Annotated in this window: 11 protein-coding genes; 5 read left to right on the forward strand and 6 right to left on the reverse strand. The window is 73.4% G+C overall.

All coding sequences use genetic code 11. The annotated features are described in order from the left end of the window. Positions 1 to 1337: 1337 nt before the first annotated feature. On the reverse strand, positions 1338 to 4799 hold the full coding sequence (locus tag J4709_RS43230) for an AAA family ATPase (protein ID WP_208250894.1): 3462 nt from the start codon (positions 4797 to 4799) through the stop codon (positions 1338 to 1340). 313 nt (positions 4800 to 5112) lie between these two features. On the opposite strand from J4709_RS43230, the gene J4709_RS43235 reads away from it, so the two are divergent. After that, positions 5113 to 8484 (forward strand): pyruvate carboxylase, encoded by a 3372-nt coding sequence (locus tag J4709_RS43235; protein WP_208250895.1) that lies wholly within the window; start codon positions 5113 to 5115, stop codon positions 8482 to 8484. 51 nt (positions 8485 to 8535) lie between these two features. Here J4709_RS43235 and J4709_RS43240 read toward each other — a convergent pair whose 3' ends face one another. Then, on the reverse strand, positions 8536 to 9165 hold the full coding sequence (locus J4709_RS43240; protein ID WP_232384931.1) for a TetR/AcrR family transcriptional regulator: 630 nt from the start codon (positions 9163 to 9165) through the stop codon (positions 8536 to 8538). 98 nt (positions 9166 to 9263) lie between these two features. Between J4709_RS43240 and J4709_RS43245 the strand changes: the two genes are divergently transcribed. Next, entirely contained in the window at positions 9264 to 10325 is a 1062-nt protein-coding gene (locus J4709_RS43245; RefSeq protein WP_372442233.1) for an RNA polymerase sigma factor, read from the forward strand. Positions 10326 to 10328: 3 nt separating this feature from the next. On the opposite strand, the gene J4709_RS43250 is transcribed toward J4709_RS43245, so the two are convergent. Next, on the reverse strand, positions 10329 to 10874 hold the full coding sequence (locus J4709_RS43250; protein ID WP_208250897.1) for a MarR family winged helix-turn-helix transcriptional regulator: 546 nt from the start codon (positions 10872 to 10874) through the stop codon (positions 10329 to 10331). Between the two features lie 47 nt (positions 10875 to 10921). Between J4709_RS43250 and J4709_RS43255 the strand changes: the two genes are divergently transcribed. Continuing rightward, positions 10922 to 11647, forward strand: a complete 726-nt coding sequence (locus tag J4709_RS43255) for an SDR family oxidoreductase (protein WP_208250898.1) — start codon at positions 10922 to 10924, stop codon at positions 11645 to 11647. 21 nt (positions 11648 to 11668) lie between these two features. On the opposite strand, the gene J4709_RS43260 is transcribed toward J4709_RS43255, so the two are convergent. Beyond that, positions 11669 to 12613, reverse strand: a complete 945-nt coding sequence (locus J4709_RS43260) for a threonine/serine dehydratase (protein WP_232384932.1) — start codon at positions 12611 to 12613, stop codon at positions 11669 to 11671. Between the two features lie 205 nt (positions 12614 to 12818). On the opposite strand from J4709_RS43260, the gene J4709_RS43265 reads away from it, so the two are divergent. After that, positions 12819 to 13400: a TetR/AcrR family transcriptional regulator gene (locus J4709_RS43265; protein ID WP_208250900.1), complete on the forward strand. Its 582-nt coding sequence runs from the start codon at positions 12819 to 12821 to the stop codon at positions 13398 to 13400. Between the two features lie 142 nt (positions 13401 to 13542). Further along, complete coding sequence (locus tag J4709_RS43270) at positions 13543 to 14712, forward strand: FAD-dependent monooxygenase (RefSeq protein WP_208250901.1); 1170 nt, start codon at positions 13543 to 13545, stop codon at positions 14710 to 14712. On the opposite strand, the gene J4709_RS43275 is transcribed toward J4709_RS43270, so the two are convergent. After that, on the reverse strand, positions 14706 to 15950 hold the full coding sequence (locus J4709_RS43275; RefSeq protein ID WP_208251053.1) for an RNA polymerase sigma factor: 1245 nt from the start codon (positions 15948 to 15950) through the stop codon (positions 14706 to 14708). The two genes, J4709_RS43270 and J4709_RS43275, sit on opposite strands and share 7 nt — an antisense overlap. A 173-nt stretch (positions 15951 to 16123) precedes the next feature. Continuing rightward, the gene (locus tag J4709_RS43280; protein WP_208250902.1) at positions 16124 to 16474 is read right to left on the reverse strand and encodes a YciI family protein; all 351 of its coding nucleotides are present in this window, start codon (positions 16472 to 16474) and stop codon (positions 16124 to 16126) included. Between the last annotated feature and the right edge of the window lie 260 nt (positions 16475 to 16734).

Genomic DNA, 16734 nt, shown 5'->3' on the forward strand with positions numbered 1-16734 from the left:
TGATGGTCCGGGATCGGGGGAGCTGATCGTCCGGCTTGCGGATGCAGTGGTCGGCGAAGGGCCTGCGTCCGCTTGCGTGGTTGCCGAGGGCGGGGGCGTTGAAGTGTTCTCGTGTGTGGAGGGGAGCGTTCGGCCGGGGAGGGCTGATGGTCCGGCTTCTGCGGAGGCGAGCGCCTGGCCTTCGGACGCGGAAGACGGCGAAGAAGCGGTGTCTGCGGGGCCGGTCGTCGAGGCTGGAGGCGCCGACGGCCCGGTTTCCGCGGTAGTGGCCGGTGCTTCCTCGGTTCCGTGGGGTGCCGGAGTGTGAGCGTCAGCGGGGAGCGTCGGAGCCTCTGGTGGTGCGGGGTGCTCAGCGGTCGGTGACGGCTCCGTTGGTGGAGTGATGTCGGCGGGGGCGCTGGCTGGTGACGTCTGTGTCGGGGGTGTGGCGGCCGTGGGTGATGCGGGGGTGGAGGGCTCTCCGGGGGGTGTAGGCAGCGTCGCCGGGGTGGCCGAGGTTGCGGCTTCTTGCGCGGGTGTGGTGGACGGTGCGGCCTCTTCAGGAGGTGTGGAGCTCGTCGTCTTGGAGGGCTCGGTTGAGGCTGACGGCTCGGTGTCGGCGGTCGTCGCGGTGTTGGGGGCTGCGGGTGGTGGGGCGTCTGCTGTTTCGGTGGGCGGGATCGTCCGACCCGTGGTGGAGATGGCGTCCGTTGACGGGATGGGGGAGGAGGCAGCGGGAGGCTCGTCCGTGGGGTCGAGGGACGCTGCGTCCGGCACCCTCGGTGCGTCTGGGTGTGTTGGCTTTGGCGGGGTGTGGCGTGACGGTTTTCCGTTGGGTGTTTCGGTGCCGGCGGGCTGGGGCTCGGCGAGTCCGTCGGGGTGGGGGTGCGGTGTTGGGGGTTCTGGCGTGGCGGACGGGAGGGTGGCCGTCCGGGTCGTCGCCTGGCCGGGGCGTGCGGGCAGCGGCTGGGCGAGTGTGGAGCGGGAGAAGGGCGCTGTGGGGGTGCGCGTGCCTGCGGGCGGGGTCGGGTGGCGGCTTGGGGGCGCGGAGCCGGACGCCGGAAGCGCGGGGGCCTCCCAAGACGGGTCGTGCGGCGCGGCGGTGCCTGGGGTGGTGTTCTCGCTGGGCTGCTTGCCCGCGGTGGGTGCCGATCTCGGGGCTTGCGCTGGGCGTGGGTCAGGGGGGACCAGGCCGGTTTCGAGTGCGCCGAGGTCGCGCAGCACCGTGTGCTGCCAGTCTCGATCGGACACCGAGCCCCTTCCAGCTCCGCATTGATTGGGCGAGACGAGTCTAGACAGGCACAGGCGGGAGATTCCGACCAATTGTGTGTTGCGGCGTCAGACGATATGTGGACGGGTCAGAGGTACAGACCTGTGGTGCGGTCCGGGGAGGCGGGGGCGGTGGTGCGGACGTCCTCGGCGCGCAGGGTGATGATTTCGGTGCCGGACGGTGCGCCGGCGGAGGTGAGGCGTTCGGACTGGGCGGCGACGGCGGCGTCCAGCAGGTTGCGCATGTAGCGGCCGTTGCCGAAGGACGGGCCGCGCGGGGTGTCGCGGAGGACGGCGCGCAGCCGGGACGGGACGTCGGGGGCGAGGGTGAGGCCTTCGGCGGCGGCGAGGTGCTCGAAGATGGCGGCGAGTTCGTCGTCGGTGTAGTCGGGGAACGCGATGCGCTTGGGGAAGCGGGACGCGAGGCCGGAGTTCGCGGTGAGGAAGGCGTCCATTTCGCGGGCGTAGCCGGCGGCGATGACGACGAGGTCGCCGCGGTACTCCTCCATGAGCTGGACGAGGGTGGCGACGGCCTCCTGCCCGTAGGCGTCGCCGGCGAGGGAGTAGGCCTCGTCGACGAACAGGACGCCGCCGAGGGCCTGTTCGACGGCGGCGCGGACGCGGGGTGCGGTCTGGCCGAGGTAGGGGCCGATGAGGTCGGCGCGGGACACCTCGACGAGGTGGCCGGACGACAGCAGCCCGAGGTGGCCGTAGACGGAGGCGATGAGGCGGGCGACGGTGGTCTTGGCGGTGCCGGGGTTGCCGGTGAAGACCATGTGCCGGGTGGGGACGGTGACCTGCTTGCCGGCGGCGCGGCGCAGTTCGGCGCCGCGGGCCTCGGCGGCGAGGCGGTGCACCTCCTCCTTCACCGCGGAGAGGCCGATGAGGGCGTCGAGGTCGGCGAGCGGGTCGGTGGCGGGGACGAGGCGTCCGGCGCCGCTGAGGCTGTCGGGGATGTCGCCGGGCAGCAGCGCGGCGAGGTCGTCGGGGCCGGGGCGGCGGAGCGCGGTGACGCGGCGGGCCTGCAGGGCGGTGGCGCGTTCGCACAGGTTGCGCATGACGCGGGCGTTGCCGAAGGAGCGGCCGCGCGGGGCCCGGCGGAGCAGTTCGGCGATCTTGTCGAGGGCGGCGGGGGCGGGCGCGAGGCCGGCGGCGGACGCCTGGCCGGTGAAGATCTCGACGAGTTCGGCGTCGGTGAAGTCGGGGAACCGGACGGTGGTGGGGAAGCGGGACGCGAGGCCGGGGTCGGAGGTGACGAAGCGCTGCATCTCGCGTTCGTAGCCGGCGACGATGACGACGAGGTCGTCGCGGTGGTCCTCCATCACCTTGATGAGTTCGGCGATGGCCTCCTGGCCGTAGTCGTCGGACATGCCGGTCTCGGTGAGGGCGTAGGCCTCGTCGATGAACAGGACGCCGCCGACGGCGCTCTGCGCGACGCCGCGGGTCTTGACGGCGGTCTCGCCGACGTAGCGTCCGACGAGGGTGGAGCGGGACGCCTCGACGAGGTGGCCGGACGTGAGCAGCCCGAGGTCCTTGAAGATGCGGGCGATGAGGCGGGCGACGACGGTCTTGCCGGTGCCGGGGTCGCCGGTGAAGACCATGTGCCGGGCGGGCGCGGCGGGCGAGGGGAGGCCGGCCTCGCGGCGCAGCTTGGCGGCCTTGGCGCCGGCGACGAGCAGTTCGATCTCCGCCTTGACGGTGCGGAGGCCGGTGAGGGCGGCGAGTTCGGCCATGGGGTCGGACGGGGTGCCGGCGGTGTCGAAGGTGGCGGGGACGTCGGCGCGCTTGACGACGAGCTCTTCGCCGGCGGGCGTGTTGGCACGGACGTTCTCGACGACGATGTCGGCGAGGCGCTGGGCGAGGCGGGCGTTGCGGAGGTTGCGGATGGGCGGGGTCCGGACGAGGAGCTGCCCGGCGGCGGTGAGGGCGCGCTTGTGGGCGCGGGCGCCGCGCTGCTGGAGGGCGCGGTTGAACAGCTCGGCGTAGCCGTCGGCGTCGAACGGGTGGGTGCGGACGACCTGGAACCGCAGGGAGAGGCCGGGGTTGACCTCGCGGATGCGTTCGTCGCCGCCGGGTTCGCAGAGGGCGACGACGTGCAGGTCGTCGTGGACGTCGAGGGCGCGGTGGAGTTCCTCGACGATGGCCTCGCCGCTGCGGCCGTCGCGGGACATGTCGTCGAGGCCGTCGATGACCATGAGGCGGTTGCCGGCGGCGTCGCGGGCCTCGGTGTAGAGCTGGGTGGTGGCGGAGGAGACCTCCTTGCCGGCGAAGAAGTCGTCGGCGAGCCAGAGCGGCGGGTCGACGATCCGGTGCTCGCGCAGGAGGCGGGCGATCTCCTGGGCGGCGTCGCGCTTGCCGGTGCCGTCGGGGCCGACGAGCATCAGCCGGACGGGCCCGCCGGTCTCGGCGATCGTCTCGAGGGCGGCGACGACGTCGGGCTGGCCGACGAGCCCGGAGCCGACCTCGGCGCGGCGGGTGCGGCGGGTGCGGGACGGGGCGGTGCCGACGCTGGCGGCGAGGGGGTTGGCGACGCGGCGGCGCGGGGTGAACAGCCGGCGGACGTCGGCGCCGAACTCGCCGACGGGGATCCATTCGGGGTCGGGGATGCGGGGCTCGTTGGGCAGGCCCTGGACGCAGCCGGTGAAGCGCATCGCCATGTCGAGCCAGCCGCGGCAGGCGTCGATGGCGCCGGCGCCGAGGGCGCGGCCGAGCCATCCCCATTCGCCGAGGTACCAGGGGTTGGGTTCGAACGTGCCGCGGTCGCGGGCGAAGCGTTCGAGGAGCTCGCCGTAGCGGTCCTCGGTGAGGACGACGGACAGTTCGGCGGGGACCTGCTTGAGCCCGCCCTGGAGGAGGAGGTGGACGAGCAGGTCGTCGGCGGTCTCGTCGTGCGGGGCGACCTCGCGCAGGTGCTCGTGGACGGGCAGCAGCCCGGCGCAGACCCATTCGAGGTAGCCGATGGGTCCGGCGAGTTCGGGCAGGACGGTGACGATGTCGTCGCTGGCGTGGGCGAGCCAGAGGGCGCGCTGTTCGGGGAGCGGCGTCTGGATCCGCAGGGCGGGCGGCGGGTCGTCGTACAGCTTGATGAGGGCCTGGCGGCGCCGCTCGATCGGTTCGAGCCCTTCGAGGACGTCGAGGGACTCGCGGGCGAGCGCGAGGGCGAGGTCCTGGTCGCCGCAGTCCTCGAGCCATTCGAGGGGCTGGAAGGAGCCGCGGCTGACGCCCCAGCCGCCGGCGTCGCGGGGCTCGTTGTGGTAGCGGTTGAAGAACTGGTACTGCAGCCGGGAGTGGGTGCCGGCGTTGACGGCTCCGGCGCCGAGCAGGAAGTCGAGGGTGAGGAGCAGTTCCGCGACGACGAGCGGGGCGGGCGCGGTGAGCAGGGAGTGGTCGTCGGTGGTGGCGTCCTTGCAGCGCGGATCGGCGGCGAGCTTGTCGATGCGGGCGCGGATCTCGTCGTAGAGGCCGTCGGGGACGCGCCAGGGCCCGTAGGCGTACACGTCGAGGACGGGCTCGTCGGAGACGAGAAGTTCGAGATGTTCCGGCAGCCGCACCGTGTTCCCCCTACAAGCACACGAAACCCGACCGAACAGCCTAGAGCGTCCCGCGCGCCCCCGGTCGCGAAAGACGCCAGGCGGAGCCATCGCCGAACGGAACAAACGGGCATTTTTCTCGCTGAACGCGATCTATCACTTTGTTCACAAGGGGACGGGGTATCCGGGACGGCGCCCGGCCGGTCAACTGGGTAGGTATCCGAAGATTCGGTTCGCCCGCCGGACCGGCCCTTGCTCCTGCGACGCTCAGCGCCGAGCCCGGGAGGCCGTCGGGTGCGGGCGGCCGCGCCCGAGCCGTCTCCTGGGAGAACACGTGATCACAAAGCTGCTCGTCGCGAACCGCGGCGAGATCGCCGTACGCGCGTTCCGCGCCGCCTACGAACTCGGCATCGCCAGCGTCGCCGTCTACGCGCACGAGGACCGGCTGTCGCTGCACCGGCAGAAGGCCGGCGAGGCGTACGAGATCGGCGAGCACGGCCACCCCGTCCGCGCCTACCTGGACGTGGACGGCATCGTCGAGACGGCGCTGCGGGTCGGCGCCGACGCCGTCTACCCCGGCTACGGGTTCCTGTCGGAGAGCCCGGAGCTGGCGGAGGCGTGCGAGCGCAACGGCATCACGTTCGTCGGCCCGCCGTCGCGGGTGCTGAGCCTGGCCGGCAACAAGATCGAGGCGGTCGCGGCGGCGCGCCGGGCGGGCCTGCCGGTGCTGCGGTCGGCGACGCCGGAGCCCGGCCGGGAGCTGGAGGCGGCCGACGAGGTCGGCTTCCCGCTGTTCGTGAAGGCCGCGGCGGGCGGCGGCGGGCGCGGGCTGCGCCGCGTCGACGCCCGCGCGGACCTGGAGGCCGCCGTGGACACGGCGCGCCGCGAGGCCGAGAGCGCGTTCGGCGACCCGACGGTCTTCCTGGAGCAGGCGGTGGACCGGCCGCGCCACATCGAGGTGCAGGTCCTCGCGGACGGCGCGGGCCACACCGTCCACCTGCGCGAACGCGACTGCTCGGTGCAGCGGCGGCACCAGAAGGTCGTGGAGATCGCGCCGGCGCCGCACCTGGACGCGGCCCTCGCGGAGCGGCTCTGCGAGGACGCGGTGAAGTTCGCCCGCGAGATCGGCTACGTGAACGCGGGGACCGTCGAGTTCCTCGTCAACGACCGCGGCGAGCACGTCTTCATCGAGATGAACCCGCGCATCCAGGTCGAGCACACCGTGACCGAGGAGGTCACGGGCGTCGACCTGGTGCAGAGCCAGCTGCGCATCGCGGGCGGCGAGACCCTCGACGACCTGGGCATCTCCCAGCAGGACGTGGTGGTCGGCGGGTTCGCGGTGCAGTGCCGGATCACGACCGAGGACCCGGCGAACGGGTTCCGCCCCGACACCGGCAAGATCTCGGCGTACCGGTCGCCGGGCGGCGCCGGGGTCCGCCTCGACACCGGCACGGCGCACGGCGGCGCGATCGTGTCCCCGCACTTCGACTCGCTGCTGGTGAAGCTCACCTGCCGGGGCCGGACGTTCGAGGAGGCCGTGCGGCGCGCGCGCAGGGCGGTCGCCGAGTTCCGCATCCGCGGCGTCGCGACGAACATCCCGTTCCTGCAGGCGCTGCTGGACGAGCCGGACTTCCGCGCAGGCGGCGTCAGCACGTCCTACATCGCCGACCACCCGCAGCTGTTGACGGCGCGGTCGAGCGGCGACCGCGCGACGCGGCTCGTCCGGTACCTGGCGGACGTCACCGTCAACAAGCCGCACGGTGACGCGCCGACGGACCTGGACCCGGCGACGAAGCTCCCGCCGCTCCAGCACGACGCCCCGTTCCCTGAGGGCTCACGTGACCGGCTACTGGCGCTCGGCGCGCGCGCGTTCGCCGAGCAGCTGCGTGCACAGAACGCGTTGGCCGTCACCGACACCACGTTCCGGGACGCGCACCAGTCGCTGCTGGCGACACGGGTACGCACGCACGACCTCGTCGCCGCGGCGCCCTACCTCGGACGCATGACCCCGCAGCTCCTCTCGATAGAGGCGTGGGGCGGCGCAACGTACGACGTCGCGCTGCGCTTCCTGGGCGAGTCCCCTTGGGACAGGCTCGCGGCCATCCGGGAGGCCGCACCGAACCTGTGCATCCAGATGCTTCTACGCGGACGCAACACCGTCGGCTACACGCCGTACCCGGACTCGGTCGCGCGCGCGTTCGTGAAGGAGGCCGCCAGTACGGGCGTCGACATCTTCCGCGTGTTCGACGCGCTGAACGATGTCGAGCGCATGCGTCCCGCGATCGACGCGGTGCTCCAGACGCACGCCCTTGTCGAAGGCACGCTCTGCTACACGGGCGACCTGTCGTCCCCGGACGAGCGCATCTACACGCTCGACTACTACCTGCGCCTCGCCGAGGAGCTGGTGGAGGCGGGTGTCCACATCCTGTGCATCAAGGACATGGCCGGTCTCCTCCGGGCTCCCGCCGCGCGCACACTGGTGACCGCTCTGCGCGAGCGTTTCGACCTGCCCGTCCACCTCCACACCCACGACACCGCAGGCGGGCAGCTCGGCACCTACATCGCGGCCATCGAAGCCGGTGTGGACGCCGTGGACGGCGCCGCCGCACCGCTCTCCGGCACGACCAGCCAGCCGCCCCTGCAGGCGATCGTCGCCGCGACCGACTTCACGGGACGCGCCACCGGGATCCACCTCGACGCGCTCACCGTGATGGAGCCCTACTGGGAGGCGGTGCGCAAGCTCTACGCGCCGTTCGAGATGGGCCTGCCGTCCCCGACCGGACGCGTGTACCAGCACGAGATCCCCGGCGGGCAGCTGTCGAACCTGCGGCAGCAGGCCGTCGCGCTCGGCCTCGGCGACCGGTTCGAGGAGATCGAGCGCTGCTATGCCGCCGCCGACCGCATCCTCGGCCGGCTCGTCAAGGTCACCCCGTCCAGCAAGGTCGTCGGCGACCTCGCCCTGCACCTCGTCGCCGCGGGCGCCGACCCCGACGACTTCGCCGAGAACCCCGACCGCTACGACATCCCGGACAGTGTCATCGGGTTCCTCAACGGCGAGCTCGGTGACCCGCCCGGCGGCTGGCCCGAGCCCTTCCGCACCAAGGCGCTGGAGGGACGCCAGTACACGCCCGCCCGTGCCGAACTGGACGGCGCCGAGGAGAAGGCACTCGCCGGAGCCGAGGTGCGCGAGACCTTGGACCGCCTTCTGTTCCCGGGCCCGGCGAAGGACTACCGCGAGGCCCGCGCCGCCTACGGGGACCTGTCCGTCCTGCCGACCGGCGCGTTCCTCTACGGGCTGCGCACCGGGCACGAGGTCGCGTTCGACCTCGAACCGGGCGTGCGCGTGCTCGCCGGCCTCGAAGCGGTCGGCGACATCGACGAGGCGGGCGTCCGGCAGGTCATCTGCACGGTGAACGGCCAGCTGCGGACGCTCTCGGTCCGCGACAAGTCCGTCGCGTCGGACGCGCCGCCGGTGGAGCGCGCCGACCCGGCCGAACCCGGCCACGTCGGCGCGCCGTTCGACGGCTCGGTCACGCTGCGCGTCGCGAAGGGCGACCGGGTCGCGGCGGGCGACACGGTCGCGACGATCGAGGCGATGAAGATGGAGGCCGCGATCACCGCCCCGGTGGCGGGCACCGTCGCGCGCCTCGCCGTCCCCGAGGCCACCCCCGTCCAGGCCGGCGACCTCCTCCTCGTCATCGGCTGACACCCTCCCAGCAGCGCCGCCGCCCCACCCGGGGCGGCGGCGCTGTTCGGTTCAGGGCCCTGGGCGGACGGCGTACGAGCCCAGGGACGGTTCGAGGAGGTCGAAGGCGTCCTTGGCGGAGGCGGCGAGGGCCGCGGCGATCTCGTCGCGGTCCTCACCGGCGATGGTGCGGCGCAGCGTCTCCTCGAACAGGACGCGGTGCGCGCCGATCAGCTGGGCCACGGCGACGCGGACGACGACGTCGTCCGGGCTCGTGCCGCTCTCCCCGGCGAGGACGGCGGCGAGCGCGTGCTCGCGCTCCTCGTGGAACTCGCGGAGCCGTGCGACGAGCGCCGGGCTCTCGCTGATCATGCGTGCGAAGTCCGGGCCGGAGAAGCCGATGACCGCGTCCTGCCGGTCGACGGCCTCAAGGAACGCGCGGCGCAGCGCGGCCAGCGCGGACTCGCCCGGCGCGCGCGCGGCGACCGTGCGCGCGGGCTGCGCGACGAACTCCTCGTGCAGGTCGAGGGCCAGGTCCTCCTTGCGCGGGAAGTAGTTGGTGACCGTCATCTTCGCGACCTGCGCCGCGGCGGCGACGTCGGCGATGGTCACGCGGTCGAAGCCGTGCCGCAGGAACAGGCGCGTCGCCTGGTGCGAGATGGCCTGCCGCGTCTGCTGTTTCTTCAGCTCCCGCAAACCCATGCGGCCCATCCTCTCATAGGTCGACCTAAATTTATAGTTGACACAGTTCTAGGTCCGACCTAAGTTTATGTCGCCGGGCTGCCGGGTACCGAGTCCGGGTGACCCGTTCCCTCCCGGCCGGACGAGCAAAGGACACCGCCCTGAACGCCAGCACCCCCCGCGCCGCGACCTCCGAGCCCGCCCGCGCCGCGTCCGCGCGCGCCGGCTCCGCCCGGGGCGCCTCCTTGCGCGGCGCGTCCACGACCCGCGACCTCGTCGACCCGATGAAGGACTACCTCTCCCGCATCGGCCGGACCCCGCTGCTCACCGCCGAGCAGGAGGTGGAGCTGGCCAAGCGCATCGAGGCCGGGCTGTTCGCGCGCGAACGCCTGGAGACCCTCGGCGCCGCCCTGTCCCCGCAGGACCGCGACGACCTGGCCTGGATCGCCGCCGACGGGCGCCGCGCGAAGGAGCACATGGTCGAGGCCAACCTGCGCCTGGTCGTGTCGCTGGCCAAGCGCTACATGGGCCACGGCCTGCCGCTCAACGACCTCGTCCAGGAGGGCAACCTCGGGCTGATCCGCGCCGTGGAGAAGTTCGAGTACCGGCGCGGCCTGAAGTTCTCCACCTACGCCGTCTGGTGGATCAAGCAGGCGATCAGCCGGGCGCTCGCCGACCAGTCCCGCACGATCCGCATCCCCGTGCACGTGGTCGAGGTGCTCAACCGGATGACCCGGCTCCGCCGCCGGATGATGCAGGACCTCGGCCGCGAGCCCACCTCGCAGGAGCTGGCCGTCGAGCTGGACGTCACGCCGGAGAAGGTCGAGTGGCTGCGCCGCCAGGCCCGCGAGCCGCTGTCCCTGCAGACCCCGCTCGGCGAGGACGGCGACGGCGAGCTCGGCGACGTCATCGAGGACCCGGACGGCGGCGACCCGGCGGACGTCGTCGCGTCCTCGATGCTGCGCGGCAAGCTCGACGCCGTGCTGGAGACGCTCACCGAGCGCGAGGCCGGTGTCATCTCGATGCGCTTCGGGCTCGCGGGGGGCGAGCCGAAGACGCTCGAGGAGGTCGGTAAGGTCTACGGGGTGACGCGCGAGCGCATCCGGCAGATCGAGTCCAAGGGCATGCACAAGCTGCGCCACCCGTCCCGCCGCGAGACCCTCGCGGACCTGCTCGGCTGACCCTCATCCGTCGCCCACCTGGCCGGGCTTGCCGTCGGCGTCGAGCCGCTCGGCGAGCCCGTCCAGGAGGTGGCGCAGCAGCTCGGTGAGCCGCCCGCGCTCGCCGGCGTCGAGGTGGCCGAGGAGCGAGTCCTCATAGGCGAGCAGCTCGCCGACGCTGTCCTCGATCAGCCGGTGCCCCGAGGCGCTCAGCCGCACCGACGACGTCCGGCCCCGCGGCCCGCGCTCGGTCTCCACCAGCCCCGCCTGCTCGGCCCGGGTCACCCGCTGCGTGATCGCCCCGGCCGTCAGCATGGACGCCGCGCGCAGCTCGGCGGGCGTCATCGCGTACGGCGCCCCGTGCCGCCGCAGCGTGGACAGCAGGTCGAGCGTCGCCATGTCGATGCCGAGCCGGGCCAGCGTGCGGCGCCGCTCGTCGCCGAGCAGCTTCGCCGCCCGCCAGATCCGCGTGATGATCCCGATGGACGCGACCGGCGTGCCCGGGCGCTCGCGCGCCCACGCCTCGGCGATCGCGTCGACCGGGTCCGGCTGTTTGCGTTCGTCCTCCACGGCGCCTAGCTTAGGACGAAGTTTAGACCTAAACAACGGAGGCTCCCATGACGCGCAACGCAGTGGTGACCGGCGGCGGGACCGGCATCGGCCGGGCCATCGCGGCGGCCCTCGCCGCGGACGGCCTGGACGTGGTGATCACCGGCCGACGGGCGGAGGTGCTCGCCGAGACCGCCGCCGCGCTCGGCCCCCGCGTCCGGCCGGTCGTCCTCGACGTGACCGACCCGGACCGGATCGAGGCCGCCCTCCCCGACCTGCCCGCGACCGTGGACGTGCTGGTCAACAACGCCGGCGGCAACACCGACACCGGACGTCCCGCGCCGGACGGCCTCGCCGCCGTCCGGGCCGCCTGGCTAGCCAACCTGGAGACCAACCTGGTCGGCGCCGTCCTGGTCACGACCGCGCTGGAGCCGCGGCTCGCCCGCGACGGCCGCGTGATCAGCATCGGCTCCATCGCCGGCGGGCGCGGCGGCGGGTCGTACGGGGCGGCGAAGGCCGGGATGCGGGTCTGGAACGCCGAGCTGGCCGTCCGGCTGGGGGAGCGCGGCATCACCGCGAACGTGATCGCGCCCGGCCTCATCGAGGACACCGAGTTCTTCGGCGACCAGCTGACCGACGAGCGGCGCGCCATGCTGGTCGGGCAGACCGCCACCAAGCGCGCCGGAACCCCCGAGGACGCGGCGGCGCTCGCGTCGTTCCTCGCCTCGCCGGGCGCCGGCCACCTCACCGGCCAGGTCGTCCATCTCAACGGCGGCGCCTACATCGGCGCCTGACCGGACCGCCGGCCGGCCGGTTCAGGTGACGAGGTCGGACGGGTCGGTGTTGGCGCCGCACAGCACGACGACGACGCGCTCGCCGGGCGCGGGACGGTACGCGCCGGTGCGGAGGGCCGCGAGGGCGGCGGCGGTGCCGTGCTCGACGACCTGCCGGTACTCCTCCCACGCGAACCGCCGCGCCTCGATGATCGCCTCGTCGGAGACCAGCGCCGGGACGACCCCGGTCCGGGCGGCGACGGCGTAGGCGATGTCACCGAGGCGGGTCGCGCCGAGGGAGTCGGCGGCGACGCCGGAGACCGGGACGTCGACCGGGCGGCCGGCGGCCAGCGCGCGTTCGAGGGTCGGGATGCCCTCCGGTTCGACGCCGACGACCCGGGCGCGGCCTTCGAGGGCGGCGGCGACGCCCGCCATCAGGCCGCCGCCGCCGACCGCGAGCAGGACGGTGTCGACCTCGCCGCCGGTCTGCTCCAGGATCTCCAGGCCGAGGGTGCCCTGGCCCGCGCAGACCTCGGGCTGGTCATAGGCGTGGCAGGGCAGGGCGCCGGTGTCGGCGGCGCGCTTGGCGGCGGCCTCCTGCGCCTCGGCGTAGCGGGTGCCGACCTGGACGACGGCAGCGCCGAGCGCGCGCAGCCGCTCGACCTTCACCGCGGGGGCGGTCTCGGGGACGAACACCTCGGCGGGCACGCCCACCTCGGTGGCGGCGTAGGCGAACGCGAGGCCCGCGTTGCCGCCGGACGCCGCGACGACGCCCGCGGCGGGGAGCCGCCCGGCGGCCCGCGCGGCGAGGATGTGGTTGAACGCGCCGCGCGCCTTGAACGACCCGGTGTGCTGGGCCTGCTCCAGCTTCAGCCACATCCGCCCGGCGGGGGCGAGGGGGCCGGGATCCACCGCGAGCAGCGGCGTCTCGCGGACGCGGCCGGCGACGCGTCCGGCGGCGGCCTGGACTTCCGGAAGCGCGATCAAGGGGGGCTCCTCTCGGCGGGCGCGGCGCCCGCATCCTTCATCAGTACCATCCCGGCCGGACGCTCCTGGCAGATGGCGCGTTCCCGGGGTGCGCGGTGCCGTGTCAGGCCGGGTCCGGTCACTAGCCGTGCTAACTAGCCGGGCGTCAAGTAAGTTGCCGCGATACGGTGGAGACCAGGCAGGACGGCCGGAGGAGAGGCACACCGTGGGCAAGCCGCAGACGCGTCGCAAGGACACCAGGGAGCGCATCCTGGACGTCGCGCTGGAGCTCTTCCTCGAACACGGCTACGACCAGACCTCGCTCCGCGAGATCGCCGAGCGGCTCGACGTGACCAAGGCCGCGCTCTACTACCACTTCCGCACCAAGGAGGACATCCTCGACGCCCTGGTGGGCAGCATCGGCGAACCGGTCGACGAGCTGATCGCCTGGGGGCGCGCGCAGCCGCCCACCCTGGACACCCGGCGCGAGCTGCTGCGCCGGCTGAACGAGGCGCTGGAGAAGGGCGCCCCCGTGTTCCAGTTCCTGCAGGAGAACCAGGCGGCGCTGCGCGGCCGGACGTCGCCGGAGACCTTCCGCAACCGCATGCGCGACCTCGCCGCCCTGATGACCGACCCGGAGGCGAGCGTTCTCGACCAGATCCGCTCCGTCAGCGCCCTCTTCACCGTCTACTTCGGCACCTTCGCGGTGGCGTCCATAGACGGGACGCTGGAGGAGAAGCGCGTCGCCCTGCTGCAGGTCGCCCGCGAGCAGATCGACGCCGCGCACGCCGCCTGCACGAGCCCGTGACCCGCTGACCGGGCCGCACCGCACACCGCACCGGCCGCGCCGTGACCGGCCCGTCAGCGAACCGTGCGGGCACGGTCAGCGGGCGAGGCCACTCTCCTGAGTGTCGCGGGAAACACCTCCCGCCCCGGCAGGGGAGTCACTCATGAAGAACACCAAGGTCCTCATCTCCGGCGCCAGCGTCGCCGGCCCCGCCCTCGCCTACTGGCTGGAGCGCTACGGGTTCGAGGTCACGATCGTCGAGGTCACCGACGGGCTGCGGGCCGGCGGGCAGGCGATCGACGTGCGCGGCCCCGCGCTGGAGGTCGCCGAGCGGATGGGCGTGCTGGAGCGGATCCGCGAGCAGCGCGTCCAGATGCGCGGGATGTCGATGGTCGACACCGAGGGCAACGAGCTGTACCGCAGCGAGGAGCGCACCATCACCGCGGGCGACTTCGACAGCCCCGACATCGAGATCCTTCGCGACGACCTGTCGCGCATCATCGCCGACGCGGCCGGCGACGGCGTCGAGTACCTGTTCGGCGACTCGATCGCCGCGCTGGAAGAGGACGGCGACGGCGTGCGGGTCACCTTCCGCAGCGGCACCGTCCGGACGTTCGACCTGGTCGTCGGCGCGGACGGCGCGCACTCCAACACGCGGCGGCTCGTGTTCGGGCCGGAGGAGCGGTTCATCTCGCACCTCGGCACCTACCTCGGCGTGTGGACCGCCCCGAACTTCCTCGGCCTGGACCGCTGGCAGGTCTTCCACCAGATGCCGGGCAGCGCGTGGGGCGGCGGCGTGATGAGCGTCCGCGACAACGAGGAGGTCCGCGTCTACCTGGGCTTCGAGGCCGCGGAGCCGCTCGCCTACGACTACCGCGACTCCGCCGCGCAGAAGAAGATCCTCGCGGACGCGCTGGCGGGCGGCGGCTGGGAGCTGCCGCGGCTGCTGGAGACGATGTGGGACGCGCCGGACTTCCACTTCGACTCGATGGCGCAGATCAAGATGGACTCCTGGTCGAAGGGCCGGGTCGTGCTGCTCGGCGACGCCGGGTACTGCGGGTCGCCGCTGTCGGGGCAGGGCACCAGCATGGCGATCGTCGGCGCGTACGTCCTCGCGGGCGAGCTGAAGAAGGCGGGCGGCGACCACCGCGAGGCGTTCGCGGGCTACGAGCGGGAGCTGCGCGGGTACGTCGCGGCGAACCAGGAGCTGGCGCTGACGAACAAGGCGCGGGTGGACGCCCAGCGCGACGCGGAGATGGGCAAGGAGACCGAGCTCGTCGACTTCCAGGACTTCGGCGAGATCGTCAACGCGTTCACCGTCCGGGACTACTGAGCGCCGCGCAGGGCGGCGGCCCGGTCGAGCAGGACGCGGCGTTCGGGCGCGTTGCGGGTGAGCCCCGCGGCGCGCTCGAACTCCTCGCCCGCCTCGGCGTTCCGGCCGAGCCGGGCGAGCAGGTCGCCGCGGACGGACGGCAGCAGGTGGTAGCCGCGCAGGGACGGCTCGCCGGCGAGGGCGTCGACGAGCCGCAGGCCCGCCTCGGGGCCGTCCGCCATCCCGACGGCGACGGCCCGGTTCAGCTCGACGACCGGGGACGGTGCGACCTGCGCGAGGTGTCCGTACAGCGCGGCGATCTGCGCCCAGTCGGTGTCCCCGGCGGTGGCGGCCTGCGCGTGCGAGGCGGCGATCGCGGCCTGCAGGACGTAGGGGCCGGGCGGTTCGCCGATCTCGCGGGCGCGCAGCAGCGCGGCGAACCCGCGGTGGACGAGCAGCCGGTCCCAGCGGCCGCGGTCCTGCTCGTGCAGCGGGACGGGCTCGCCGGACGGCCCGGTACGGGCGCGGGTGCGGGACGCCTGGATCTCCATCAGCGCGACGAGCCCGTGCACCTCCGGTTCGCCGGGCGCGAGGTGGGCGAGGATCCGGCCGAGGCGCAGCGCCTCCTGGCACAGGTCGGTGCGGACCCAGTCGTCGCCGCCGGTGGCCGCGTACCCCTCGTTGAAGATCAGGTAGACGACCTCCAGGACCGACGACAGCCGGGCGGTCCGGTCGGGGCCCTCCGGCACCTCGAACGGGACGCCGGCCTCCGACAGCGTCCGCTTGGCCCGGACGATCCGCTGCGCGACGGTCGGCTCGGAGGTGAGGAACGCGCGGGCGATCTCCTCGGTGGTGAGGCCGCCGAGCATCCGCAGCGTCAGCGCGACCCTGGCCTGCGTGGACAGCACCGGGTGGCAGGCGGTGAAGACGAGCCGCAGGACGTCGTCCTCGATGTGCTCGTCGTCGACGGCGAGGTCGAACTCGGGCGGCGCGTCCGACGCCTCGGGCTCCAGGCCGTGCCCGATCTCCTCGAGCTTGGTCTCCAGGCGCTGCTGCCGGCGGATCCGGTCGATGGCGCGGCGCTTGCCGACGGCCATGAGCCAGGCGCCCGGGTTGTCGGGGACGCCGGACTCCGGCCACTGTTCGAGCGCGGCGACCAGCGCGTCCTGCGCGAGCTCCTCGGCGAGGCCGACGTCGCGGACCAGCCGGGCGAGGCCGGCGATGATGCGGGCGGACTCCAGCCGCCAGACCGCGTCGATGCTCGCGTGCACGCCGGGTGCCCGGCCCGCGGCGGAGGCGGCCGGATCAGGGGCGCCGGGGGCGTCCGGGGCGGCGGAAGGCGTCACGGTGCCGATGACAGCACCCGCGCCGCCCGCCGCGCAACCCGGACGCCGCCGCCCCGCAGGTCACCGGCCGTTCCGGCGGGCCGGGATCACGCGCCGGGGGCGTCGTCCGGGCCGAACACCTGCTGGATGGTGCCCTCGCCGTCGCCGACGATCTGGAAGAAGCGCTTGGACAGCTCGATCGCCTCCTCCCGGCTCCGCACCTCGACCAGCGCGAAGCCGACGACGGCCTCCTTGGCCTCGGCGAACGGGCCGTCGGTGAGGGTGACCTTGCCGCCGGACGCCTTGATGCGGGTGCCGCCGGGCTCCAGGCCGCCGGTCGCCAGCAGCACGCCGGCCGCGGACATCTCCGCGATGAACGCGCCCATCTCCGCCATCATCGCCTCGTCCGGCGGGGTCTGCTGGTCGCCGTCGTCCGTGGTCATCATCATGAAGCGCATCGGTGTCTCCGTCCGTCCCGAGCGCCGGGTCCCTCCCGGCCCTCACTGACGCGTCGAGCGGGGGCGGGCCCGATCGACATCCGCCGCGACTTTTTTCGGGATTTTCTTTCCGGCTCGTATCCTGCCAGGTCAGCGCCGTTACGGCCGCGAGACGCCGGATGAATCGCCTGAGAATCCCACTAAACGGTTCGTCTCGGTGCATTGGGCAACGGGCCCGCGGACGGGTAGCTTCTCTGCCGAAGGCACGTCGCCGTGCGCCG

Origin of the sequence: Actinomadura violacea, assembly GCF_017573465.1 — a bacterium.
GTDB classification, from domain to species: domain Bacteria; phylum Actinomycetota; class Actinomycetes; order Streptosporangiales; family Streptosporangiaceae; genus Spirillospora; species Spirillospora violacea.